We start from the raw sequence: 22,946 nt of genomic DNA on the forward strand, positions 1-22,946 counted from the left end.
AGCACTATTATCCTCTTCCATGAATAAGTGGAATACCGAATTAGCGGACAAGACGTCCGTGTTCGAGACGTTCGCCGAGTTGGTCAAGGCGATCGCCAACGGCCGCCGCCTGGAACTGCTGGAACTGCTGGCCCAGGGCGAGCACTCGGTCGAGGGGCTCGCGAACCTGACCGGCATGGGGATGACGACGGCATCGACCCACCTGCAGACCCTGCACAGAGCGGGTCTGGTGAACCGGCGCAAGGAGCGGACCACGGTCTACTACCGCGTCAGCGGCGACGAGGTGGCGGAGCTGTACACGGCGGCAAAACGCGTGGCGCTCAACCGCTCCCCTCGACTGCGCGATGCGCTCGACACCTACATGGGGCGACCGCAGGCGCAGGGCCCGGTGGTCGACCCCGCCGCCGTGACCGCGGACATGCACGTCATCGACGTACGCCCGGCCGAGGAGTACCGGGCCGGCCACTTCCCCGGTGCGGTGTCCGTGCCGCTGGCCGAGGTGGAGGACCGGATTGCCGAGATCCCCGCGGACCGCGAGATCGTCGTCTACTGCCGCGGTGAACTGTGCCGACTCGCCCGCGAGGCCGCGGCACTGCTGCGCGCGCACGGTCTGGACGCGAAGGCCATGGACGAAGGCGTCGTGGAATGGCGCGCGAGCAAGGAGGTCGACCTTGGCGTCGCCTGAGACCACCACGACCGACGAGCACACCGCCCTCGAGGCCGCCAGGGTCCACAAACGGACCCTGACTACCGTCGTCCTCAGCCAGATCCTCGGCGGTGCGGGGCTGGCGGCCGGCATCTCCGTCGGCGCGCTCCTGGCCCAGGACATGCTCGGTTCCGACGCTCTGTCCGGGCTTCCGACGGGCCTGTTCACGCTCGGCTCCGCGCTGGCGGCGTTCCTCGTCGGCCGGTCCACACAACGTTTCGGCCGACGGCTGGGCCTGGCCTACGGGTTCATCGCCGGCGGGATCGGGGCGCTCGGCGTCGTGATCGCCGCGCTCTCCGACAGCATGGTCCTGCTGTTCGCTTCCCTGTTCGTCTACGGTTCCGGCACGGCGACCAATCTCCAGGCCCGCTACGCCGGCAGCGACCTCGCTCCGGCCCACCGGCGCGGCTTCGGCACGAGCATGGCGATGGTCGCCACGACCGTCGGCGCGGTGGCCGGCCCCAACCTCGTCGACCCGCTGGGACGGTTCGCCGACTCGCTGGGGGTCCCCGCCTTGGCGGGACCGTTCATCCTCGCAGCAGTCGCCTACAGTGCTGCAGGACTCGTCCTGTTCACCTTCCTGCGGCCGGACCCGTACCTGCTCGCCCGCCGCATCGCCGCGGACGCCGCCACGAAGGAACCCGGCGCGTCGGAGTCCGACCCGGTACCCAAGGTCGGTATCGGGGTCTACGTGGGCGCGACGGTGATGGTGCTGACCCAGATCGTGATGGTCGCGATCATGACGATGACGCCGGTCCACATGCGTGCCCACGACCACGAGATGGCCTCCGTCGGCCTGGTCATCGGCATGCACATCGGCGCAATGTGGCTTCCCTCCCTGTTCACCGGGGTCATGGTCGACAGGCTCGGCCGCACTCCGACAGTCATCGCTTCCGGGGTCACACTGCTCCTGGCCGGCGTGCTCGCGGCGGCCGCCCCGGGCGACTCGCTGGGCCTGCTCGTGCTCGCGCTCGTACTGCTCGGACTCGGATGGAACTTCGGCCTCGTCTCGGGCACCGCGCTGGTCGTGGACGCCACCGTGCCGCAGAACCGGCCCCGGGCGCAGGGCACCATCGACGTGCTCATCGCCCTGGCCGGCGCAGGGGGAGGGGCGATGTCGGGCGTGATCGTGAACGCGACCAGCTATCAGGCGCTCTCCGTCAGCGGCGGCGTCCTCGCCCTCGTCCTGATCCCCGTGTTGCTGTGGGCCAGGTCCCGCCGCACCGTCACTGCCTGACCACGGCCCGGCCGGCACCGGACCACGCGTGCGGCCGGCCGGGCGGTCCCTCCTGTTCGTGGCCGCATTTCCTCCGCCACGGGCTTTTCGGAGCTTTCTCCTCGGTGGGCCCCGCCGGAGGCGGGTCCCTATACTGCCCGGGTGTTCGGCAAAATGCGGGAGTGGACGGGACGGCACCCCGTACTCGTCGACGCGATCGTCCTCGCTCCCTTTCTGCTGTTGTACGTGAGCCTGGTCCTCACGTCCGTCGAGGGTGGGCGTACCGCCCACACGACCGTGCCCCTGCACCTGGCCCTGACCCTTGCGCTGCTGCTGCCGCTGGCGCTGCGGCGCACGTGGCCGGTGCCGGTGTTCGTGTTCGTCACCGCCGTCGCAGCAGTGCACCTGGGGTTGGACGTGGGGCTGTTCGTCCCCGGCCTCGCCGTCGTCGTCGCCCTGTGCACCGTCGCCGCGCACTGCCGCCCGGCCTGGGCGCTCGCAGCGCTGGGGGTGGTGGAGGCCTGGTGCGTCCTAGCCATCGTGCTCTCCCCTCACGCCGACTGGGGCGATTGGAAAGTCTTCGCCCTGTACTCCTTCCTCTTCATGCTGTGCTGGGTCACCGGGCTGTACGTGAGGCTGCGTCGGCGCTACGTCCTGGGCCTGGTGGAACGTGCGCAGTGGCTGGAACGCGAACGCGACGCCCGCGCGCAGGCCGCGGTGGCCGCCGAACGCGAGCGCATCGCCCGGGAGATGCACGACGTGGTCGCCCACAACCTGAGCGTGATGGTGGTCCAGGCCGAGGGCGCCACGTACGCGGTCGATCAGGATCCGGGCCGGGCCAAGGGCGCCATGGAGACCGTCGCTTCCACCGGCAGGTCGGCGTTGTCGGAAGTGCGCGGGATCCTCGGTCTCCTGCGTGCGGGGAGCAACCACGACGAGGACGAGTACGCACCCCAGGCCGGCATCGGCGGGTTGGACCAGGTCGTCGAACAGGTGCGCGCGGCCGGGCTGCCGGTGGAGTTCACCGTCGGGGGTGAGCGGCGCAGGCTCCCGACCGGGGTGGAACTGGCCGCGTTCCGTGTGGTGCAGGAGGCGCTGACCAACGCGCTCAAGCACGCCGGGCCCGAGGTGGGCCGTGTCCGGGTGGAGGTGCACTACGGCGCCGAGACCTTGGGGTTGCGGGTGTCGGATGATGGAGGCGGCCCTTCCCTCTCTCATGCCGAGGGGGAAGGCCGCGGGCAAGGGCTGATCGGGATGCGTGAGCGCGTGTCGGTCCATGGCGGGTCGTTGCGTGCGGGGCCCGGGCCGGACGGCGGGTTCGAGGTCGTGGCGTCCCTGCCGCTGTGACCCGGTCGGCCCGGTGAACGGTCGGCCTCGTGGCTGACCGGCCCCGTGGCCGTTGGTCCACAGGACGCGCGGTCGGCCGAGCAGGAACGCAGCAGGAAGGCAGGAAACCGTGGCGGAACCGGAGACCCAGCCGCAGGAGGCGACCCGTGTCCTTCTCGTCGACGACCAGGAACTGGTGCGTACCGGCTTCCGTATGGTCCTGGATTCCCAGCCCGACATGCGGGTCGTCGGTGAGGCCGGGGACGGCGTCCGGGCGTTGGAGCTGTTGGAGACGGTGGAGGCCGACGTCGTTGTTCTCGACGTGCGGATGCCGCGGATGGACGGGGTCGAGGCCGCGCGCCGGATCTGCGCCGCCGACGGAGACACCCGGGTGCTGATCCTGACCACGTTCGACCTCGACGAGTACGTCTACGCGGCGTTGCGGGCGGGCGCCGGCGGGTTCTTCCTCAAGGACGCGCCGGCGGCCGATCTGCTGTCGGCGATCCGTGCGGTCCGTTCCGGGGACGCCGTGGTCGCTCCGAGCGCAACCCGCAGGCTCCTGGACCGGTTCGCCGGTCAACTGCCCTCCGGGGACGACGCTCCCGTGAGCCACGCGTCCCTGGAGGTCCTGACGCCCCGCGAACGCGAGGTCCTCGTGCTGATCGCCCGGGGACGGTCCAACACCGAGATCGCCGAGCACCTGTACGTGTCGGGGGCGACGGTGAAGACCCACGTGCGCCGGATCCTGACCAAGCTGGACCTGCGTGACCGGGTGCAGGCGGTGGTCCTGGCCTACGAGACGGGGCTGGTCGACGCAGGTTCGGGCGGGGCGGGCTGACCGGGGCCCGGACCAGCCGCCCCGGGCAGTGGTCCCGTCAGCCGATGTCGCGACGTTCCAGTACGGCCGCCGCTCCCGCGACCACCACGGCGGTCAGGACCAGCGCCGCTGCCACGGGTACCGCCACCGCTGCGGCGCTGACGGTGCCGTCGTCGGCGAAGACCCCGGTCCCCAGCTGGGTGGCCTGGCCGACCAGGCCGTAGGGCAGAGCCGTCGACAGCACGTCCGGTCCCAGCATCAGTGCCAGCACCCCGGCGATCGCCCCCACCAGAGCCACGGCGACGGGTGCGGCGAACGAGCGCATGAGCATGGACAGGGCCGATTGCAGGGCCGCCACCGGCAGGCAGGCCACGACGATGACGGCGCTGACCAGGAGGTAGCGGGGCGGCAGGAACCCGGGGAGCCCGAACACCACCTTGCCGGCCACAATCACCCCGATCACCAGCACAGCCTGTAGCGCTGTCGCCAGAACCGCCAGAACCGCGGTCTTGGCGGCCACCACTGTGAGCCCTGACGTCGAGCGTCCCATCAAGGCGTTCCAGTTGCCGCCCTGATGCTCGGCCCGCCACACCAGGGAGGCCAATACCGCCACGCCGACAGCCAGCGGGAACAGGCCGTAGAAGACCACCACACGCATCCACAGCGTGTGCCAGCCATCGCCCAGTTGCTGGCCGGACACGATCGTGTTGCCCACCCCGGTGGCCACGGCCATCAGCGGCAGCAGCGCCACCACGGTCCAACTGAGGGAACGCTTCAGCTTGAGGAACTCCGCGCGGATCGCTCCCATGGTCAGGCCTCCTGGCGGTCGAACAGGCGAGTGGCGGCGAGGAAGAGGACCGCGCCGACGAGCCCGAGGGCGAGCACGCTGAGGTGGTGCGGATCGAGGGCGATCACCCCTGACCGAGCCAGGTCCACGGGTGTGGCCAAAGCGTAGTAGCCCCACGGCGGGAAGAAGTGGCTGAGCCACGGCGGCATCCCCGTGCTGGACAGGGCCACGAATACGCCCAGGACACCGGCGCCCAGGCCCACGAGCTGGTTGGTGACGCGGGCCGCCAGCAGGAGATGCAGGGCGAGGATGATCAGGTTCACCACCACGGCTGCGGCCGTGTAGCCCAGCCACTGGCCGGCAGGGAACTCGACCGTGATACCGGCCAGCAGGCCCAGAGCCGCCACGAGCGCGCTCTGCACCAAGGTGGCGAGGACGATGAGCGATCCGGTGGCGGCGAACTTCGCCCGGCACAGTCGGCCGGGGGCCAGCCCCGAGGTCTGCGCGAGGAGCCACCCGCTGCCCTGGTGTTCGATGTCGACCTGCCGGCTGGCCAGCACCGCCAGCAGGATGGGCGAGACCAGGGGCACGGCGAACGCGAGCCCGGCGAGCATATGGCCCCAGGGGGCCGCATCGGGGTCCTCGAGCGAGTCCGTGAAACCGGGGGCGGTGAAGGCGTAACACGACAACGCGACCACACCGACGACCATGGCCATCAGAACGGGTGCCACCCGCAGTCGGCGCATCTTGGCGAACTCGTTCGCCACGGAGGGCGCGATCACAGGCCCCCTCCCCCGGTCAGGTCCATGAAGACGTCCTCCAGGGACTGTTCCTCACGGCGTACTCCGTGCACGGCGACCCGTTCATGGACGAGGTGGGCAACCAGGTGTGCGGTCGTGTCGTGGCCGATCCCGGGGATCCGTACGCAGCCGCCGTCGCGGACCGCGCCCCACCCGGAGGTGAGGGCGGTCGCCCGGTCGGGTTCGGGCGTGTCGACGAGGACGTCGGGCACCGACCGGGCGAACAGCTGCTCCCGCGTGCCCTGGAAGAGCATGCGCCCCTCGCCGAGGATGCCCAGGACCGTTGCAGTGCGGTCGATCTCGCCCAGAAGGTGGCTGGAGACCATGACGGTGATCCCGCGGTCGGCCAGCTGGGTGAGCAGGCGCCGCATCTCCTCGATACCGGCCGGGTCGAGGCCGTTGGTGGGTTCGTCGAGGATCAGGATCCGGGGTTCGCGGGCCAGGGCCAACGCGATACCCAGGCGTTGTTTCATCCCCAGGGAGTAGGTGCGGACCCGCTTGTCGATGTGGTCCTGGAGGCGTACGGTCCGCACGGCTCTGCGCACCTGGCCGTCGGAGAGACCGAGCAGGCGCTGCACGAGCCGCATGTTCTCGCCGCCGGTGAGGTGGCCGTAGGCCGGCGGGGCCTCGATGAGCGAGCCGATCTCACGTAGGAGCCCGCGCCGGGTGGAGGGCTGCATCCGGCGGCCCATGATGTGGACCTCACCGCTGGTGGGACGCACCAGCGAGAGCAGCATCTTCATCGTGGTCGATTTCCCCGAACCGTTCGGACCGAGGAAACCGTAGACGCACCCTTCCGGGATGCGCAGGTCGAGGTTGTGGACGACCGTTCGGTCGCCGTAGGTCTTGCCCAGGTCGTGGGTGGTGATCAGATCGGACACGGCAACACTGTGTCCTGCTGGCCCGCCCGGGATCATCGCCCCGCGGGGTGAGGTTCCGGGTCCCCCTCAGGGGTGACACCGGCAGGGCGCGGCCGCCCTCCGGACACGGGAGGCCGAAGAAAGGTGATTGTAGCTACGGCCCGCCGATCAGAAGTCGCGACCGCATGGGCCATATGCTCCGAACCCGCTGGTGAGAATGGTGCGGTCCTCCGGACGCGAAGCCACAACCGCGGCCCATGAGGCGATGTGGCCCCACCTTCGTCGGTCACCCACCCAAACTTTCGTCGTCCCCTCCGCCACGGGAGGTCCACGTTCGTCGGCTTCCCGCTTCGTTCCTGCGGCCGAGGATTCAGCGCTTTTCGATTTCTAGGTTGGTCAGTGTCGGCAAGAAGCCGCTCGATCACACCCCGTACGGAAATGGAAGCGACATGTTCGGAAACCGTGGGTCCACAAAGCGAGACCGTGCCCGGGCGGTGGCGCTCGTGGGGGCGGTCGGCACCGGAGCATTCCTGAGTGCGACGGCGTTGGCCTCACCGGCCGCAGCGATCATCGGCGGGGAGGACGCCACCGAGACCTACGAGTTCATGACCGCCCTGTACGACGACTCCGGCAACCACTACTGCGGGGGCGCGCTGGTGGACGAACAGTGGGTGGTCACGGCCGCCCACTGCCTCGAGCAGGAGAACATCAGCGTCCGGGTGGGCAGCACCGACCAGACCGGTGGCGGGACCGAGCGCGAGGTCACCGAGGCCGTCGAGCATCCCGACTTCGAGGTCGAGGACCTCCAGGACGACCCCGATTACCCCCTCTCCGCGTACCTGCTGCACAACGACCTCGCTCTGCTGAAGCTCGACGCCCCCGTGGAGGAGGAGCCCGTCGAGATCGCCGACGAACGGGCCGAGCCGGGTTCCCCCGTGCGTAACTTGGGCTGGGGCATGGTCGACGAGTTCGGCGAAGAAGACGCGCCGGACACTCTGCAGCAGTTGGACTCCGAGATCGTGGCCCCCGACCGGTGCGCGGAGATGGACCCCGAGAGCGACCTCTGCTCCGAGCACCCCACCGAGGAGGCTCAGGCCTGCATCCTCGACTCCGGCGGGCCGGTGGTCCGCGGTGAAGAGGGCGACTGGGACCTGGTCGGGGTCATCAGCCGCGACGGCAACTTCGACGAGGACCCCAACTGCGTGGGTCCCCAGGTCTCCACCGACAGCGTCGCGTACGCCGACTGGATCACCTCCACCATCGCGGACGGTGACCGGCAGCCCGCCCTGTAGACCGGACGGTCCTGTTCGGCCGACCCGCCCTGTGGGCCGACCACGTCGACGAAGTGTCCGACGAGAAGACCTACCGGGTTCCGGTCCGTGAGCCCGGAAAGAGAACCGCCCCCTACTCGGGTGGTCAGCACGACCTCCCCCGCGAATGCGGGGCCCACAGATAAGTACTCATCGGAGGAATTACATGTCCTGGTCCCAGCGCATCGCCGCCGGCCTCGCGGTCGGAGCAGCCGCCCTGGCCCTCCCGTTCGCCGCAAGCCCCGCCTCTGCGGCCGAATGGGAGAAGGCCGCCGGTTTCCCCGATTACGGGACTTGCATGAAGGAGGGTGACCTCTACATGAACGACGACTACCACGACTACACCGAGTTCAAGTGCGAGCAGGGAACCAGCGGTATGTGGATCATGTGGGTACGCTGACCCCCAGCGCACCCACGGCTCCCCCACGCGGCAGCGCACCGGACGGTCCTCGCACCGAGCACGGTGACGACCGGGCTGACCCGTCCGGAACCCGGCCGCTGAACCGGGACTCCGTCCCACCGGAGACCTTCCTATGGGCATTCCGTACCGGGACTTCCTCGCACTCGCACAGGGCCGTCCCCTCGAGCGCGGGAAACACTGATCTCTCCTCACCAGACGTGGGGAGATTCCACAGAAATCCACACATTGGAGGAATTACATGTCCTGGTCCCAGCGCATCGCCGCCGGCCTCGCGGTCGGAGCAGCCGCCCTGGCCCTCCCGTTCGCCGCAAGCCCCGCTTCCGCATCGGACTGGGAGCTCGCCGGTGGTTTCGGCGACTACGAGACCTGCTTCCTCGAGGGGTACTCCTACGTCTACGAGGAAGGCAACGACGACCTCTCCGAGTTCAAGTGCGAGAAGAACGGCACCTGGCAGGTCTGGGTGCGCTGACCCCCAGCGCACACACGGCTCCCCCACGCGGCAGCGCACCGGACGGTTCCCTCGACCGGCACGATGACGGTCGGTTCGAGCTGAGCCGCCCGTACCGCAGACGCTGACACGGAGTTCCGCCCCGCCGGATCCCCTCCGGTGGGGTTTTCGGTGTCGGGGACGACCCCCGCGTGCGCGGGGAGCACGACGTGCAGTTGATCTATGTGCCCCTGAACTCGGGACCATCCCCGCGTGCGCGGGGAGCACGCTGGAGCTGGACATCAACCGCGCCGGTGACACGGACCATCCCCGCGTGCGCGGGGAGCACGCAGAGAGCTCACCGACACCACCCACCACCTCGGGACCATCCCCGCGTGCGCGGGGAGCACGACCGGAGGTGGGAGGCGATGGTGTGGCGCTCGGGACCATCCCCGCGTGCGCGGGGAGCACACGATCAACGTCTGCTGAGCCTCGGTGACGACGGGACCATCCCCGCGTGCGCGGGGAGCACGATGCACGAGGTGCTCACGCATCCTCCACCGTGGGACCATCCCCGCGTGCGCGGGGAGCACTCTTACTGACCTGCATGTCTACCCACGAGTAACCCGGAAATCTGCAACTTGTGCAGCTCCGCATAACGTGGAGGTCACGACAGTGATCTGGTCAGCCACAGGCGCCAGTATGCAGAGTCTCGGCACCAAGGGACAGGAAAGCAAGGAGAGCCGGGACGCGAGGACCAAGAGGCTGATGCACGTCGGGGCCGTCACGGAGAGCTGAGAAGTCACTTACGCGGAGAGCGCCGCCGCCCTCTCGCACCCCTCGCCCGCCCACGACCGCTCCACGAAAAACAATGCCCACGGCGACCACGGGAGCAGGGCCGCCTCCATCACAAGAGCGCACCTCACCCCCAGGAGCTGGGCTTTTCCTCCCTGGCCCCTCCCCGGCGGCGACTGTTCGGCGACGGTACAACCGCCGACCATCGGCGAACCACCAACGGCAAGACCGCCTCAACTCTCCGATATTGCTTGATTACGGACAGTTATATCCGGAAAGGTACGGGCATCTTCTTCGCAGTCCCGCAGCACTGCGGCACGCAAGACACCGAAGGAGAATCCCGCATGCGCAAGACCATGGCTGTCACCGGGGCGTTCGCCCTACCTCTGGGGCTGGCACTGACCGCTGCTCCGGCCCACGCCCAGGACCGGCCCGAGTCCGACACCGATGACACGGCAGTGCTGCACGCCCAGCTCCAGCCCCTCAACGACTCCTCCGCCAGCGGCACCGCGATGGTCGAGCTCAAGGGCACAGAGGTCACCGTCGACATCGAATCGACCGGGCTCGAGCCGAACATGAACACCGCCCAGCACTTCCACATCAGCGAGCAGGACATGTGTGCGCCCGCCTCCGAGAACGGCGAGGACGGCACCGAGGCGAACGACAGATCCGGAGGCGACTCCTTCTACGAGCCGGCCATCTCGTTGACGACCTCGGGCAGCACCCGCGCCGAGGACGGCCTGAACCTCGACAGCATGCCTCCGGCCAACGACGAGGGCGAGGTCTCCTACCGCCGCACGTTCGAGGTGCAGGAGGAGGTGGCCGACCAGCTCGCGAACGAAGAAGCCGTCATCGTCCAGCACAGCGTCGCTTCCGGCGGGGTCGACGCCTACGAGTCCAACAGTGTCGAGGAGAACGGGGACCAGGACGAGGCCGCGGAGAAGACCGCGCAGCCCGGAACCTGCGGCGAGCTGGTCGCCGCCCCGGAGAACGGCATGGACACCGGTTTCGGCGGTACCGCTGACACCGGCAGCTCCAGTGCGGGCATGGCCGGCCTCGGCACGGCCGGCATGGTCGGTCTGGGTGCGGGCCTGATCGTGGCCGCCGGCGCCGCAGCGATCAGTGGCCGTCTGCTGTGGGGGACCAAGGCGTGACCTTGTCCAACGCCGAACAGGACGGTGGCGGGGTGGGTACGGTGCCCGCCCCGCCGTCGAGCGACGAGAGGGCCGAGGCACGGGCCCGGTTCGTGGCACTGGAACGGGGCCATCGGACCCTGCATGCGGTGGTCCCCACAGCTGTGTCATCGGTCGGGGTACTCCTGGCCGGCTTGGGGCTGGCACTCGGCGGACCCGCCCTGTGGGGCGACCCCGTGCACTCGACCGCCTCCCCTGCCGCTCTCGAACAGGCGCAGGCCCCACCTGCCTCGCCGGACCCCTCGGCCGCTCCCCCTGACACTTCTTCCTCCGAGGAGGACAGGACGGGTGAAGGCGCGGAGGACACTGGAAGGCCGGAGAACCCCCACACGCCCATCATGGAGTCCTCCGACCCCGCCGGCCTGCGGGTCCCAGCCATCGACGTGGAGACCGACCACCTTCTTCCGCTCCAGGTGCGTTCCGACGGGGAGCTGGACGTGCCCGCGGAACCCGACACCGTGGGCTGGTACGAAGCGGGGGCCTCTCCGGGCCAGCAGGGCGCGTCGGTGATCGGCGCGCACGTGGACTCACCGACCGGGCCGGCGGTCTTCTTCCGTCTCGCGGAGCTGCAGCCCGGTGACGAGGTCACGGTCCCCCGCGCCGACGGCGTCGATGCGGTGTTCGAGGTCTACGGCGTGGAGCAGTACGACAAGGACGACTTCCCCACCCGCAAGGTCTACGGGTCCACCGGGGGCCGCGCCGAGCTGCGGCTGGTGACGTGCGGCGGCACGTTCGAGCAGGACGAGCACGGATACACCAACAACGTCGTCGTCTACGCGGAACTGGTGGACGCCGACGGGGCGGGCTGAATCCCCGCGTTTGCGGGGAGCACAGGATCGTCAACTGCCTGCTGGTCTACGACCTGGGACCATCCCCGCGCGTGCGGGGAGCACGAGGGCTACCCCGTGGCATTCACCAACGACCTGGGACCATCCCCGCGCGTGCGGGGAGCACCTGGAGGCCCTTGCCGAGGCATGGCACTCGGGGGGACCATCCCCGCGCGTGCGGGGAGCACTGGGTCGGGGAGGAGGGTCCTGAGCTGGTGCGGGGACCATCCCCGCGCGTGCGGGGAGCACAGGCAGTCCAGGGACACGATGTCGCGCTTGCGGGGACCATCCCCGCGCGTGCGGGGAGCACCAGCCGGCCGATCTCGGGGCGCTCGCGGCCGTGGGACCATCCCCGCGCGTGCGGGGAGCACACCACGACGTCACAGTGGCCGTCCCTTACGAAGGGACCATCCCCGCGCGTGCGGGGAGCACTCTTACTGACCTGCATGTCTACCCACGGGTAACCCGAAAATCTGCAAATTGTGCACCTCCGAATAACACCCGGGCAACGCCGACAGGCCACACGAACACAGCACCCAGTATGACGGGGGCCCGCTCCGGAGAACAGGCCCCGCCGGGGGCCGGAGTCCGGCCCCGGGCATCCCCGAAGCCTGGCGCCGGCCCCTCACCGCGCCATACACGGGCGCTTCGGGTCGAACTCCCATCCCGGGATCAGGAACTGCATCGCCACGGCGTCGTCCCGCGCACCGAGCCCTTCCCTCGTGTACAGCTCGTGTGCCTCGTCGATACGCTCACGGTCCAGCTTCACCCCCAGCCCCGGCGCGTCCGGAACCCGCACGGCACCGTCCCGGATCTGCGGTGGTGCCTGGGTGAGCCGCTGACCGTCCTGCCAGATCCAGTGCGTGTCCAGGGCGGTGATGTCACCGGGGGCCGCCGCGCCGACCTGTGTGAACATCGCCAGCGAGATGTCGAAGTGGTTGTTGGAGTGCGAACCCCACGTCAGCCCGAAGTCGTCGCAGAGCTGCGCCACCCGCACCGATCCGGCCATGGTCCAGAAGTGCGGGTCAGCCAGCGGGATGTCCACCGCGTCGGTGCGCACGGCGTGGGCCATCTCCCGCCAGTCGGTGGCGCACATGTTCGTCGCCGTGGGCAGCCCCGTGGCCCGTTTGAACTCGGCCATCACCTCACGTGCGGAGAAGCGGCCCTCCGCACCGCAGGGGTCCTCGGCGTAGGCGAGTACTCCGCGCATGCGGCGGCCGTACTCGACCGCCTCCTCCAGCAGCCAACCCGCGTTGGGGTCCAGGGTGATCCGCGATTCCGGGAACTCCTCGTGCAGCGCGGTGACGACGTCGACCTCCGCGTCGCCGGGGAGTACGCCGCCCTTGAGTTTGAAGTCGCGGAACCCGTACCGCTGCTGGGCGGCCCGTGCCAGTTCGATGACGCCGTCGGCGTCCATGGCCTCTTCCCTGCGGCGGCGCTCCCACGCGTCCCCGGTCTCCTCCCGCAGGTACGGCAGGTCGGTGGCGCCGGGATCCCCGACGAAGAACAGGTACCCCAGCATCGGGACGCTGGAACGCTGCTGTCCGGTCCCGAGGAGTTCCGCGACGGGAACCCCGAGGTACTGGCCGTGCAGGTCGAGCAGCGCGGACTCCAGACCGGTGACCGTGTGCACCGTGGTGCGCAGGTCGAAGGTCTGCTCGCCCCGCCCGCCGGAGTCGCGGTGGGCGAAGGCTTCGGAGATCTCCCGCAGGGCCGAGCGGTACCGGGCCACTGGACGGCCGGTGATGCGTTCGCCGGCCTCGCGCAGGGTGGCGGTGATCTTCTCGCCGCCGGGGACCTCACCGAGACCGGTCCGCCCCTCGTCGTCGGTGACGATGACGACGTTGCGGGTGAAGTACGGGCCGTGCGCCCCGGAGAGGTTCAACAGCATCGAGTCGTGTCCGGCGACCGGCACGATCTCGACCTGGGCGACGCGGGGTCCGTGTGCGTTCACGCGCTGTCTCCCTCGGCCATGTGTTCTCCCTTCTCCGCTGGGCTCTGTCCTCGGCCGTCCGCCGCAACGTAGGTGCCCTCGACCCGGCGGCCCAGGTTCCAGGGGTTGTCCTCCCGCACCGGCGCGGGTTGCAGCGGACCGGGCGCGTTCTGGTAGACGACCGGCCGCAGGAAACGCTCGATGGCCGCCGCGCCGACCGAGGTGGAGCGCCCGTCCGAGGTCGCCGGGTACGGACCACCGTGGACCATGGCGTCGCCGACGTCGACCCCGGTGGGCCAGCCGTTGAACAATACGCGGCCCGCCCGGAGTTCGAGCGCGTCGAGCAGCTCCTGAACCACACGGTTCTCCGATGCGGTGTCGCTGCCTGCATCGGCGTCCCGGTCGGCCCCGGTGCCGGTCTGCAGTGTCACGGTCAGCTGGCCCTCGAGCCCGTTCGCCGCCGACGGCAGCTGATCGGCCGATCCGTAGCGCACGATCAGGCAGACGGCGCCGAAGATCTCGTCCGAGAGCTCGGGGGTGGCGGTGAAGGTCTCCAGGCCGGTGGAGTACACCGCCGGTGCCGGAGCGTTCTCCTTCGGCCCGGCCCCGCCTCGGCCCACTTCGGTCACCCCGTCGAGGGCGGCGAGCTTCTTCTCGCCCTCGATGCGCGAGGAGCAGATACCCGGGGTGAGCATGGTCGTCCCGTCCGCGGCCGAGAGTTTCTCGGCGATCCGGGCGGCGAGGTCGTCACCGTCGGCCCCTTCGGGAACGAACAGCAGGCCCGGCGCGGTGCAGAGCTGGCCTGCCGAGCCGTTCAGCGAGGTCACGAACCCTTCGGCCAGTGCCTCACGGTCGCCTGCGGCGGCGGAGGGCAGCACGAAGACCGGGTTGACCGAGCTCATCTCTGCGTACACGGGGATCGGTTCCCGGCGCGTGGCGGCCGTGGCCATCAGCGCGGTGCCGCCGCTGCGGGAGCCGGTGAAACCGACGGCCTTGATCCGGGGGTCGGCGACCAGTTCCTGCCCCACGGCGTTGCCCGGGCCGAAGACCAGGGAGAAGACGCCTGGGTGGAGGTCGTGTTCGGCGACGGCGGCGGACATCGCCTGTCCGACGAGCAGGCTGGTGGCCGGGTGGGCGTTGTGGGCCTTGAACACCACGGGGCAGCCCGCCGCGAGTGCCGAGGCGGTGTCGCCGCCCGCCACGGAGAAGGCCAGGGGGAAGTTGGAGGCGCCGAAGACCGCGACCGGTCCCAGCGGGAGTTTGCGCTGGCGCAGGTCGGGGCGCGGGAGCGGTTTGCGGTCGGGCAGTGCGGGTTCGATGCGCACCCCGTGGTGGTCGCCGGCGCGGCAGACACCGGCGAACAGCCGCAGCTGGTTCACGGTCCGGCCGACCTCGCCGCGCAGCCGGGGCTCGGGGAGTCCGGTCTCGCGCATGGCGGTGGCGATGATCTCCTCGCCGGCCCGGTCGATGCGTTCGGCCGCGGTCTCCAGGAACGCGGCGCGGGCCTCGGGGGTGAGCTTGCGGTAGGTGGGGAAGGCTTCGGCGGCCGCACGGGGGGCCGCGGCCACTTGGCCGTCGCCGAGCAGGGTGAAGGTCGGTCCCGTCGGGGTGTTGCGGGCCGGGTCGACGGCCTGTGTGGTGCCGCCGGTCCCGGGGGCGGGTTCCCCGGCGATCAGTGAGTGGTGGGTCTGTTCGGTCAGTGTGCTCATTGCGCGTTTCCTGTGGCTGCGTGGGTTCCTGTGGCTGCGTCGTCGACCGGGAGGTTTGCGCGTGAGGGGGTCAGACGCCGGCCGCGGTGAGGGTGCCGACCAGTGTGTCCAGTCGCTGCTGTTCGTCGGCGGAGAGGTCGCGCAGGGGCGGGCGCACCGGGCCGGCGTCACGTCCGACGGCGCGCAGTCCCGCCTTGACGATGGAGACCCCGTATCCCTTGCCGCGGTCGCGGATGTCCAGGTACGGCAGGACGAAGTCGGTGAGCTTCTGCTGCACGGCCTCGTAGTCGTAGGCTCTGACGTTGCGGTAGAACTCCAGCGCGAACTCCGGCACGAAGTTGAACATCGCCGAGGAGTAGGTGTTCATGCCGACCTGCAGCAGTGGGAGGGCGAAGGTCTCTGCGGTGGGCAGGCCGCCGAGGTAGAAGAGTCGGTCGCCGTTGGCCGACCGCACTCGCGCCAGTTGTTCGAAGTTGCCGCTGCCGTCCTTGAAGCCGATCAGGTTGGGGTGGGCCTCCGCCAGTTGCGCGACGGTGTCGGCGCTGTAGATGGCGTTGGCGCGGTTGTAGAGGATCACGCCGATGTTCGTGGCCTTCAGGACCGCCTCCACGTGGGCCTTCAGGCCTTCCTGCGTGGTCTCGGTCAGGTACGGGGGCAGCAGGAGCAGGCCGTCGGCTCCGGCTTCTTCGGTCTGGCGGGCGAGTGCCACCGCCTGAGCGGTGTTGCCGCCCGCCGAGCCGAGTACCGGAACACCGTCGCGGACCGTTTTCACGGCCGTCCTGGTGACCAGCAGGTGTTCGTCGGCGGAGAGCGAGAACCCCTCCCCGGTGCCGCCGGCGACGAACAGGCCGCCGACGTCGAAGCTGGACTGCCACTCCAGGTGGGTGACGAGCGCGGTCTCGTCCACTTCGAGGTCCTCGTCGAAGGGTGTGACCGGGAAGGACAGCAACCCGTCCTTGAGGACGGCGGCGAGCTCGGCAGGGGTGTGGTCGGGCATCAGGAACCTCCAGGGGAAGGGGATCGACGCCTTCACGCTAGGGACGTCCTGTGATGCCTGTCCAAGCTATTATTCGTATAACGCGATACCTTCAGTGCATCGAGAAGGCGGCGTCGACCGGGTCCTCCAGCAGCGGGAGTACGTGGTGCAGGGCGGGGTTGGTCGAGGTCGACAGCCACACCGCGTGCAGCTGCACCACGTCAGGGGGCGACTCGTGCAACGGGACCATCTCGACGCCGGGCATCCCCAGGTGCTGGATGGACCGGGGGACCACGGCCACCCCGTGCCCGGCCCCCACGAGTGCGACCAGCGTCAGGATCTGGGTGGCGGTGTGGGCCACCTGGTCGGCGTGGACGTCGACGAGGTCGGCCACCAGGTCACGGAAGTACCGGGCCTGTTCGGAGTACATGATCATGGACTCGTGCCGCAGTTCCCACCCGGATACGGACCCGCCCCGCTGAGCGAAACGGTGCCCGCTCGGAACGGCCACCACCAAGGACTCGGTCAGCAGCAGTGAGGACTCCACGTCCTCCAGCTGGAACGGCGGGCGCGCCAGACCGATGTCGATCGCGCCGCTGCGCAGCGACTCGAGCTGCTGGGCGGAGACCATCTCGTGCAGCTCGACCGCTACCTCGGGCGCGGCTTCCTTGATGCGCGCGAGCACCGGCCCGAGCACGCTGAGCCCGGAGGCGGCGGTGTATCCCAGCCGCACCAGCCCGACCTGCCCGGAGGCGATCAGCCGCGCCCGCCGCGGGGCCCGCTCGGCCATCTCCAGCAGCTGGCGGCATTCGTCCCGGAACGCCTCCCCCGCTGCCGTCAGCCGCACCCCCCGGGACTCGCGGAGGAACAGCGTGACCTCCAGGGTCTTCTCCAGTTTCTGGATCTGTCGGCTCAGCGGAGGTTGTGTCATGTGGAGCCGTTCGGCCGCCCGGCCGAAGTGGCGTTCCTCGGCGACCGCGAGGAATGCGCGTGCTTGGTCGAGTGTGAGCATGCCACGACCCCCATTTTCATGCCCTGAAGGTATCAACCTATACGAATATGGGCTTAGACAGGTATTACGGCTGTTCTTTAACCTCAGAAGGACCCAACGATTGTGGCGCCGCCCACAGCAGTGCGCGACTCCCCCCACAACAATCAGCCGTACACTCCGCCCCTGAGGAGGCCCCCATGTCCTGGCCCTCGTGTTCTCGCCGCCCGCTCGCCGTCGTAGCCGCCGGCGGTCTCTCCCTGGGTTTGGTCGCCTGCAGCGGAGTCACCGACGGTACCGCCGGTGGTGGCGGATACCCCGCAGAATCCATCACCCTGACCGTCGGCCAGGACGCCGGCGGCAGTACCGACCTCATCGCGCGCGCTCTCGCCGAAGGATCGCAGGAGGCGCTCGGTGTCTCCATGCCGGTGGAGAACCAGCCCGGCGCCAACGGCGCGATCGCGACACAGGAGGTCGCCAACCAGGACCCGGACGGGTACGAGCTCACACTTCTCAACTCCACACTCATCACGGTCACCTCGCAGGTCGTCCCGGAGGAGGAGGCCGTGGCCCTGGACGACCTCGACGTACTCATGGGGTTGTCCCGCGACGACTACATCATGGTCGCCAACGCCGACACCGGTTACGCGACCGTCGACGACGTCGCCGCCGACAGCGGCGACCTCTCCTACGGCACCGCCGGTGTCGGTACAGGGAGCCAGCTGGCCCAGTTGCTGCTGTTCGAGGACGCCGGCATCGAGGGCAACGAGGTGCCCTTCGACAGCGGTGCGCCGGCGCTGACCGCCGTGATGGGCGGACAGGTCGATGTCGCCACCATCCAGGTCGGCGAGGCCATGCCCCAGATCGAGGCCGGAACGATCAACCCGATCGTGATCTTCGCCGACGAGCGCAACCAGCACCTCGAGGACGTTCCCACCGCCCAGGAAAAGGGCTACGAGGTCCCCGTCGCGCAGTACCGCGCCGTCGCGATGCCCAAGGGTGCCCCGGACGAGGTCAGGCAGACACTGGTCGAGGGCATCGAGGAGATCACCGCCACCGAGGGTTACCAGCAGTTCAACGAGGAGAACTACCTGACCCCCGAGGAGGTCTCCGGTGAGGAGGTCGAGCAGCAGTGGACGGAGCTGGCCGACCAGTACGAGCAGAGCATCGAGGACAACGGCATCGACCTCGGCGGAAGTGGTGAATGATGGCCCCCACCGAGAACAAGAACGCCCCCGCCACGGGCGGGTACGACCGGAGCGGGGACCACAGCCACGGGCCCGACGCCGCGAGGAGCAGCGCGGGCCGGTCCCCGAACGGTCCCGAACCTGAGGGCGCCGCCCCCGGCGCAGCCGGGACCGTCGCAGCCGACGGCACCGGCGAAAGCTCCGATGCCCCGGCCTCCGACCCGGATGCCGCCCCCGGTGCAGGCCGTGCGACCAACCTGGTCTGCGGCGCCGTCATCTCCCTCGTCGGTGCGGGCGCCTTCGCCGTCGCACTGGACCTCGGTCTCGGCTCGCTCTCCCGACCCGGTCCGGGCACATGGCCGGCCATCGTCTCGCTGATGCTGCTCGTGGTCGGCCTGCTCATCGCGGCCCGGTCAGCGCACTTCACCGATTCCGAACGGATCACCAAGGACGCCGTCGGGGTCGCCGCCGGCGTCATCACCCTCACCGTGGCCGTGCAGCTCATGCCCCTGGTCGGTTTCGAGCTCCCCTCCGTCGCACTGCTGGTCTTCTGGATGAGCGTGCTGGGCCAGGAGAAACTCCGGCTCTCGGTACCGATCGCGGTACTGACGGTCGCAGTTGTCCATCTGACCTTCGTCCACGGGCTGGCCGTTCCGGTACCTCGCCTGTTCTGATCCTCCTCCGAAAGGCGTTCCACCATGGATTTCACGCCCGTCATCGAGGGGTTCGAAGTCCTCCTTCAGCCCGAGAACCTGCTGTTCTGCCTGATCGGCGTGGTCGCCGGCATGGCCATCGGCGTCCTGCCCGGCCTCGGCCCCGCCGCCACCATCGCGATCCTGCTGCCGCTGACCTACAGCATGGATCCGATCCCCTCGATCATCATGCTCGCCGGCATCTTCTACGGCGGGATCTACGGCGGCACCGTCACCGCCGTGCTTCTGAAACTGCCCGGCGAGACCGCCTCCGCGATCACCGCGCTGGAGGGGTATCCCCTCGCACAGAAGGGCCAAGGGGGCAAGGCGCTCGGTGTGGGGGCCGTGGCCTCCTTCATCGGCGGCACCGTCTCCATCGTCGTGCTGACCCTGGTCGCTCCGGTCATCGCCGGTTTCGCCCTGGAGTTCGGCCCACCGGAGTACACCGCACTGACCCTGCTCGGCATCCTGCTGGTCGCCACGATCGGCAACGGCTCCAAACTCAAGGCGCTGGCCGGGGCGGCGCTCGGTCTGCTGCTGGCCACGGTCGGGCGTGACGCGTTCACCGGCGAACTGCGCTACACGGCCGGGAACCTGGAGCTCACCGACGGGCTCCAGTTCGTGCCGATCGCCATGGGTGTCTTCGGCCTGGCGGAGATCCTGTACAACCTGGAGCGCCGCCGCAAGAGCACCAGCATGCCCGTCGCGACGGACCGGGTGCTGCCGAGCAAGGCCACCATGAAGGAGTCGGCCGCTCCGATCGGCCGCGGCGGTGTTCTCGGATTCCTCCTCGGTCTTTTGCCCGGCGGCGGCGCCACTGTCTCCGCGATGGCCTCGTACGGGATCGAGAAGCGCCTGAACAAGGGATCGACCCCGTTCGGCAAGGGCGCCATCCAGGGCGTGGCCGGTCCGGAGACGGCCAACAACGCGGCGGCCACGGCGTCCTTCATCCCGCTGCTGACCCTCGGGATCCCCGCCAACGCGACCATGGCGGTCATGTTCAGCGCGCTGTTGATCCAGGGCATCACCCCCGGCCCGCAGCTGGTCGCGACCGACCCGGACCTGTTCTGGAGCGTCATCAACTCGATGTACCTCGGAAACATCGTCCTGCTGATCCTGGCGATCCCGCTGATCGGGGTGTTCGTGCGCATCCTGTACGTGCGCTCGTCGATCCTGTCGCCGATCATCGTGCTGATCGTCTGCATCGGCGCTTACACGATCAGCAACCGCATCTTCGAGGTGATGGTGGTGATCGTCTTCGGCGTGCTGGGTTACCTGATGAAGAAGTACGGGTTCGATCCCGCGCCGCTGGTGCTGGCGTTCGTGCTGGGCTCGCTGCTGGAGGACAACTTCCGCCGGTCGCTGCTGATGTTCGACGGCGACGTCACCCGCATCACCGGGCACCCCATCGCGATGACGTTGCTGGGCCTGTTCCTGCTCGTGGTCCTGATCCCGATCCTGCTGAAACTGGCCAAGGCCCGTCGGCCCGATCTGGTCGGCGCCGACCAGACCACCGCCGGGGCCGGCGCGAAGGTCCCCGCATCCGTGGCCGCCGGGACCGGCACCGGCCCGGACACGTCCGCGAGCCCGGACGGTGACCCGCAGGACCATCCGCCGAAGGGTTCCGAAGAGGCCCCCGACGAGGGTTCCGGCCCCGGAGGCCCCTCCCGGCCCTGAGGGAAGCCGCACGTCACGGACCCGTATCCACCGCATCACCACTGACGAAGGAGCTGTCCCATGCCCGCCGACTCGATCCGCTGGGTCTCGCTGTCCTCGGTCACGTTGCCGCTGCGCAACGCCATCTCGGACGCCAAGGTCTTCACCGGACGGCAGAAACCGATGACCGAGGTCGTGTTCCTGTTCGCCGAGATCGCCACGGAGCAGGACCAGCACGGGCTGGGGTTCAGCTACTCCAAGCGTGCCGGCGGGCCCGCGCAGTACGCCCATGCGGCCGAGGTCGCCGAGGGTCTCATCGGGGAGGACCCGAACGACATCGGGCGGCTGATCACCAAGCTGCAGTGGGCCGGGGCGTCGGTGGGGCGTTCGGGTCTGGCCACGCAGGCGCTGGCGGCGTTCGACGTCGCGCTGTACGACCTCAAGGCCAAGCGTGCCGGGCTGCCGCTGGCCAAACTGCTCGGGGCACACCGGGACTCCGTGCGCACGTACAACACCTCGGGCGGGTTCCTCAACGCCTCGTTGGAGGAGGTGAAGGAGCAGGCCGCCCGGTCCCTGGACGAAGGCATCGGCGGCATCAAGATCAAGGTCGGGCTGCCCGACAACACCGAGGACCTGCGGCGGGTGCGCGGGGTGCGCGAGCACATCGGCGAGGACGTGCCGCTGATGGTGGACGCGAACCAGCAGTGGGACCGTACGACCGCGCTGCGTATGGGCCAGCGGCTCGAGGGGTTCGACCTGACCTGGATCGAGGAGCCGTTGGACGCCTACGACGTGGAGGGCCACGCGCGGCTGGCCCGGACCCTCGTCACCCCCGTCGCCACCGGGGAGATGCTGGCCTCCGTCGCCGAGCACGAGCGGCTGATCGACGGCGGCGCCTGCGACATCATCCAGCCGGACGCCCCGCGGGTCGGCGGCATCACGCAGTTCCTGCGGCTGATGACCCTGGCGGACCAACGCGGCCTGGACCTGGCACCGCACTTCGCGATGGAGATCCACCTGCACCTGGCGGCCTGCTACCCGCGGGAGACGTGGGTGGAGCACTTCGACTGGCTGGACCCGTTGTTCAACGAACGCTTGGAGACCAAGGACGGTCGGATGTTGGTGCCGGACCGTCCCGGCCTCGGGATCACGCTGTCGGAGCAGGCGCGTGCGTGGACGACGGGGTCGGTGAGCTTCGGCAAGCGGTGAGCCCGGGCACGCGGGAGGATCCTACCCCCGCGCGTGCGGGGAGCACGCCGACGCGGACCTTTACTGTGACGACGCGGGTGGGACCATCCCCGCGCGTGCGGGGAGCACAGCACTGGAAGAAGGTGTGGTGGCTGGCGCTGGGGACCATCCCCGCGCGTGCGGGGAGCACGAGTTTCCGAGCACGCCCGACCAACCGACAATGTGGACCATCCCCGCGCGTGCGGGGAGCACACACCAGCGCCTACGGGCAGGAGCTACGCCGTGGGACCATCCCCGCGCGTGCGGGGAGCACTGATGTATGTGGAGGGCACCAACGGGCTCGATGGGACCATCCCCGCGCGTGCGGGGAGCACCGCCCTGGCGTGGTGGCGGCGCTGGGCGATCTGGGACCATCCCCGCGCGTGCGGGGAGCACTGGGCCTGTGGGGGCGCCTGTGGGGGTGGACGGGGACCATCCCCGCGCGTGCGGGGAGCACGGCATCGACCTCCAGCTCAGAGACCTGCCGGGGGGACCATCCCCGCGCGTGCGGGGAGCACCCGACCTCGAGCACGCCGCGCCCCACCGCCTTGGGACCATCCCCGCGCGTGCGGGGAGCACTCGTCGTCCCTGTCGGCTGAATCCTCCAGGTCGGGACCATCCCCGCGCGTGCGGGGAGCACGACGGCCGGGTCAAACCCTACGTCAACGTGTGGGGACCATCCCCGCGCGTGCGGGGAGCACGAGCCCGAGCCGTTCACCCCCTCGGGTGGAGGGGGACCATCCCCGCGCGTGCGGGGAGCACTCGCCGCCGCACGCGACCTCGGCTGGGACGAAGGGACCATCCCCGCGCGTGCGGGGAGCACCCTGCGTTGCGGAAAACGATCGGGCATGCCTTGGGACCATCCCCGCGCGTGCGGGGAGCACGACCGGGGCATCAAGCGCACCACCGGCGACGAGGGACCATCCCCGCGCGTGCGGGGAGCACAGCTCTCCGAGTTCACGACCCTCCCACTTGCCGGGACCATCCCCGCGCGTGCGGGGAGCACTGTACCTGAGCAGTGACAGTGGTGAAGATGCGGGGACCATCCCCGCGCGTGCGGGGAGCACTCTTCCTGACCTGCATGTCTACCCGC

At 69.7% G+C, this 22,946-nt stretch carries 20 protein-coding genes and 3 CRISPR repeat arrays; of the genes, 13 read left to right on the top strand and 7 right to left on the bottom strand.

The window, feature by feature from the left end; translation table 11 throughout:
• The first annotated feature begins 19 nt into the window (after nucleotides 1-19).
• The 4 genes from D456_RS0115020 to D456_RS0115035 all read left to right on the top strand — a co-directional run bounded on the left by D456_RS0115020 (nucleotide 20) and on the right by D456_RS0115035 (nucleotide 4,086).
• A complete protein-coding gene (locus tag D456_RS0115020) occupies nucleotides 20-685 on the top strand; it encodes a metalloregulator ArsR/SmtB family transcription factor (protein WP_026115906.1) in 666 nt (221 codons plus the stop codon).
• Nucleotides 672-1,943 carry an MFS transporter gene (locus D456_RS0115025; protein WP_017577007.1) on the top strand — a complete coding sequence of 424 codons (1,272 nt, stop codon included), beginning with the start codon at nucleotides 672-674 and terminating at the stop codon, nucleotides 1,941-1,943. The genes D456_RS0115020 and D456_RS0115025 overlap by 14 nt, the downstream gene beginning before the upstream one ends.
• A gap of 141 nt (nucleotides 1,944-2,084) precedes the next feature.
• Nucleotides 2,085-3,269, top strand: coding sequence for a sensor histidine kinase (locus tag D456_RS0115030; RefSeq protein WP_239643849.1), 1,185 nt, complete (start codon nucleotides 2,085-2,087; stop codon nucleotides 3,267-3,269).
• Between the two features lie 109 nt (nucleotides 3,270-3,378).
• A complete protein-coding gene (locus D456_RS0115035) occupies nucleotides 3,379-4,086 on the top strand; it encodes a response regulator (RefSeq protein ID WP_017577009.1) in 708 nt (235 codons plus the stop codon).
• A 37-nt stretch (nucleotides 4,087-4,123) separates the two neighbouring features.
• Here the strand turns inward: D456_RS0115035 and D456_RS0115040 are convergent, their stop codons facing one another.
• From D456_RS0115040 to D456_RS0115050, 3 genes are read right to left on the bottom strand one after another with little or no spacing between them, the layout of a single operon-like run.
• On the bottom strand, nucleotides 4,124-4,873 hold the full coding sequence (locus D456_RS0115040; protein ID WP_017577010.1) for an ABC transporter permease: 750 nt from the start codon (nucleotides 4,871-4,873) through the stop codon (nucleotides 4,124-4,126).
• A gap of 2 nt (nucleotides 4,874-4,875) precedes the next feature.
• The gene (locus D456_RS0115045; RefSeq protein WP_017577011.1) at nucleotides 4,876-5,634 is read right to left on the bottom strand and encodes an ABC transporter permease; all 759 of its coding nucleotides are present in this window, start codon (nucleotides 5,632-5,634) and stop codon (nucleotides 4,876-4,878) included.
• A complete protein-coding gene (locus tag D456_RS0115050; protein ID WP_017577012.1) occupies nucleotides 5,631-6,533 on the bottom strand; it encodes an ABC transporter ATP-binding protein in 903 nt (300 codons plus the stop codon). The genes D456_RS0115045 and D456_RS0115050 overlap by 4 nt, the downstream gene beginning before the upstream one ends.
• 428 nt (nucleotides 6,534-6,961) lie before the next feature.
• Between D456_RS0115050 and D456_RS0115055 the strand changes: the two genes are divergently transcribed.
• From D456_RS0115055 to D456_RS28135, 5 genes are all read left to right on the top strand, one after another.
• Nucleotides 6,962-7,804, top strand: a complete 843-nt coding sequence (locus D456_RS0115055) for a S1 family peptidase (protein ID WP_017577013.1) — start codon at nucleotides 6,962-6,964, stop codon at nucleotides 7,802-7,804.
• A gap of 184 nt (nucleotides 7,805-7,988) precedes the next feature.
• The gene (locus tag D456_RS0115060) at nucleotides 7,989-8,222 is read left to right on the top strand and encodes a hypothetical protein (RefSeq protein WP_017577014.1); all 234 of its coding nucleotides are present in this window, start codon (nucleotides 7,989-7,991) and stop codon (nucleotides 8,220-8,222) included.
• A gap of 259 nt (nucleotides 8,223-8,481) precedes the next feature.
• On the top strand, nucleotides 8,482-8,712 hold the full coding sequence (locus D456_RS0115065) for a hypothetical protein (protein ID WP_017577015.1): 231 nt from the start codon (nucleotides 8,482-8,484) through the stop codon (nucleotides 8,710-8,712).
• A 156-nt stretch (nucleotides 8,713-8,868) separates the two neighbouring features.
• Nucleotides 8,869-9,263: direct repeats of the CRISPR family, unit length 29 nt; unit sequence GGGACCATCCCCGCGTGCGCGGGGAGCAC.
• 546 nt (nucleotides 9,264-9,809) lie between these two features.
• Nucleotides 9,810-10,619, top strand: coding sequence for a hypothetical protein (locus D456_RS0115080; RefSeq protein WP_017577018.1), 810 nt, complete (start codon nucleotides 9,810-9,812; stop codon nucleotides 10,617-10,619).
• Nucleotides 10,616-11,467 (top strand): class F sortase, encoded by an 852-nt coding sequence (locus D456_RS28135; RefSeq protein WP_449289281.1) that lies wholly within the window; start codon nucleotides 10,616-10,618, stop codon nucleotides 11,465-11,467. The genes D456_RS0115080 and D456_RS28135 overlap by 4 nt, the downstream gene beginning before the upstream one ends.
• A 55-nt stretch (nucleotides 11,468-11,522) precedes the next feature.
• Nucleotides 11,523-11,917: direct repeats of the CRISPR family, unit length 29 nt; unit sequence GGGACCATCCCCGCGCGTGCGGGGAGCAC.
• A gap of 193 nt (nucleotides 11,918-12,110) precedes the next feature.
• On the opposite strand, the gene D456_RS0115090 is transcribed toward D456_RS28135, so the two are convergent.
• The 4 genes from D456_RS0115090 to D456_RS0115105 form a co-directional block, all read right to left on the bottom strand.
• Nucleotides 12,111-13,439, bottom strand: coding sequence for an enolase C-terminal domain-like protein (locus tag D456_RS0115090; protein ID WP_017577019.1), 1,329 nt, complete (start codon nucleotides 13,437-13,439; stop codon nucleotides 12,111-12,113).
• Nucleotides 13,436-15,127, bottom strand: a complete 1,692-nt coding sequence (locus tag D456_RS24270; protein ID WP_017577020.1) for an aldehyde dehydrogenase (NADP(+)) — start codon at nucleotides 15,125-15,127, stop codon at nucleotides 13,436-13,438. The genes D456_RS0115090 and D456_RS24270 overlap by 4 nt, the downstream gene beginning before the upstream one ends.
• Before the next feature lie 70 nt (nucleotides 15,128-15,197).
• Nucleotides 15,198-16,124, bottom strand: a complete 927-nt coding sequence (locus tag D456_RS0115100; RefSeq protein WP_026115908.1) for a 5-dehydro-4-deoxyglucarate dehydratase — start codon at nucleotides 16,122-16,124, stop codon at nucleotides 15,198-15,200.
• 91 nt (nucleotides 16,125-16,215) lie between these two features.
• Entirely contained in the window at nucleotides 16,216-17,115 is a 900-nt protein-coding gene (locus D456_RS0115105; protein WP_017577022.1) for a LysR family transcriptional regulator, read from the bottom strand.
• A gap of 176 nt (nucleotides 17,116-17,291) precedes the next feature.
• Here D456_RS0115105 and D456_RS0115110 point away from each other — a divergent pair, with 176 nt between their 5' ends.
• The 4 genes from D456_RS0115110 to D456_RS0115125 are packed head-to-tail and all read left to right on the top strand — an operon-like array spanning nucleotide 17,292 to nucleotide 21,835.
• The gene (locus tag D456_RS0115110) at nucleotides 17,292-18,299 is read left to right on the top strand and encodes a Bug family tripartite tricarboxylate transporter substrate binding protein (RefSeq protein WP_017577023.1); all 1,008 of its coding nucleotides are present in this window, start codon (nucleotides 17,292-17,294) and stop codon (nucleotides 18,297-18,299) included.
• Nucleotides 18,296-18,952, top strand: coding sequence for a tripartite tricarboxylate transporter TctB family protein (locus D456_RS27530; protein WP_017577024.1), 657 nt, complete (start codon nucleotides 18,296-18,298; stop codon nucleotides 18,950-18,952). The genes D456_RS0115110 and D456_RS27530 overlap by 4 nt, the downstream gene beginning before the upstream one ends.
• A gap of 24 nt (nucleotides 18,953-18,976) precedes the next feature.
• Nucleotides 18,977-20,647 (top strand): tripartite tricarboxylate transporter permease, encoded by a 1,671-nt coding sequence (locus D456_RS0115120; RefSeq protein WP_017577025.1) that lies wholly within the window; start codon nucleotides 18,977-18,979, stop codon nucleotides 20,645-20,647.
• Nucleotides 20,648-20,707: 60 nt separating this feature from the next.
• Nucleotides 20,708-21,835 (top strand): L-talarate/galactarate dehydratase, encoded by a 1,128-nt coding sequence (locus tag D456_RS0115125; RefSeq protein ID WP_017577026.1) that lies wholly within the window; start codon nucleotides 20,708-20,710, stop codon nucleotides 21,833-21,835.
• A gap of 17 nt (nucleotides 21,836-21,852) precedes the next feature.
• Nucleotides 21,853-22,920: a CRISPR direct-repeat array (repeat unit 29 nt; unit sequence GGGACCATCCCCGCGCGTGCGGGGAGCAC).
• Nucleotides 22,921-22,946 lie beyond the last annotated feature (26 nt).

The organism is Nocardiopsis kunsanensis DSM 44524 (assembly GCF_000340965.1).
Taxonomy (GTDB): Bacteria; Actinomycetota; Actinomycetes; order Streptosporangiales; family Streptosporangiaceae; genus Nocardiopsis; species Nocardiopsis kunsanensis.

Excerpts from the sequence above, each read along its gene's own strand:
- D456_RS27530 (WP_017577024.1), top strand. The coding sequence starts at position 18,296 with ATGATGGCCCCCACCGAGAACAAGAACGCCCCCGCCACGGGCGGGTAC.
- D456_RS0115120 (WP_017577025.1), top strand. The coding sequence starts at position 18,977 with ATGGATTTCACGCCCGTCATCGAGGGGTTCGAAGTCCTCCTTCAGCCC.
- D456_RS0115055 (WP_017577013.1), top strand. The coding sequence starts at position 6,962 with ATGTTCGGAAACCGTGGGTCCACAAAGCGAGACCGTGCCCGGGCGGTG.
- D456_RS0115065 (WP_017577015.1), top strand. The coding sequence starts at position 8,482 with ATGTCCTGGTCCCAGCGCATCGCCGCCGGCCTCGCGGTCGGAGCAGCC.
- D456_RS0115040 (WP_017577010.1), bottom strand. The coding sequence starts at position 4,873 with ATGGGAGCGATCCGCGCGGAGTTCCTCAAGCTGAAGCGTTCCCTCAGT.
- D456_RS24270 (WP_017577020.1), bottom strand. The coding sequence starts at position 15,127 with ATGAGCACACTGACCGAACAGACCCACCACTCACTGATCGCCGGGGAA.
- D456_RS0115125 (WP_017577026.1), top strand. The coding sequence starts at position 20,708 with ATGCCCGCCGACTCGATCCGCTGGGTCTCGCTGTCCTCGGTCACGTTG.
- D456_RS0115080 (WP_017577018.1), top strand. The coding sequence starts at position 9,810 with ATGCGCAAGACCATGGCTGTCACCGGGGCGTTCGCCCTACCTCTGGGG.
- D456_RS0115060 (WP_017577014.1), top strand. The coding sequence starts at position 7,989 with ATGTCCTGGTCCCAGCGCATCGCCGCCGGCCTCGCGGTCGGAGCAGCC.
- D456_RS0115020 (WP_026115906.1), top strand. The coding sequence starts at position 20 with ATGAATAAGTGGAATACCGAATTAGCGGACAAGACGTCCGTGTTCGAG.
- D456_RS0115105 (WP_017577022.1), bottom strand. The coding sequence starts at position 17,115 with ATGCTCACACTCGACCAAGCACGCGCATTCCTCGCGGTCGCCGAGGAA.
- D456_RS0115100 (WP_026115908.1), bottom strand. The coding sequence starts at position 16,124 with ATGCCCGACCACACCCCTGCCGAGCTCGCCGCCGTCCTCAAGGACGGG.
- D456_RS0115110 (WP_017577023.1), top strand. The coding sequence starts at position 17,292 with ATGTCCTGGCCCTCGTGTTCTCGCCGCCCGCTCGCCGTCGTAGCCGCC.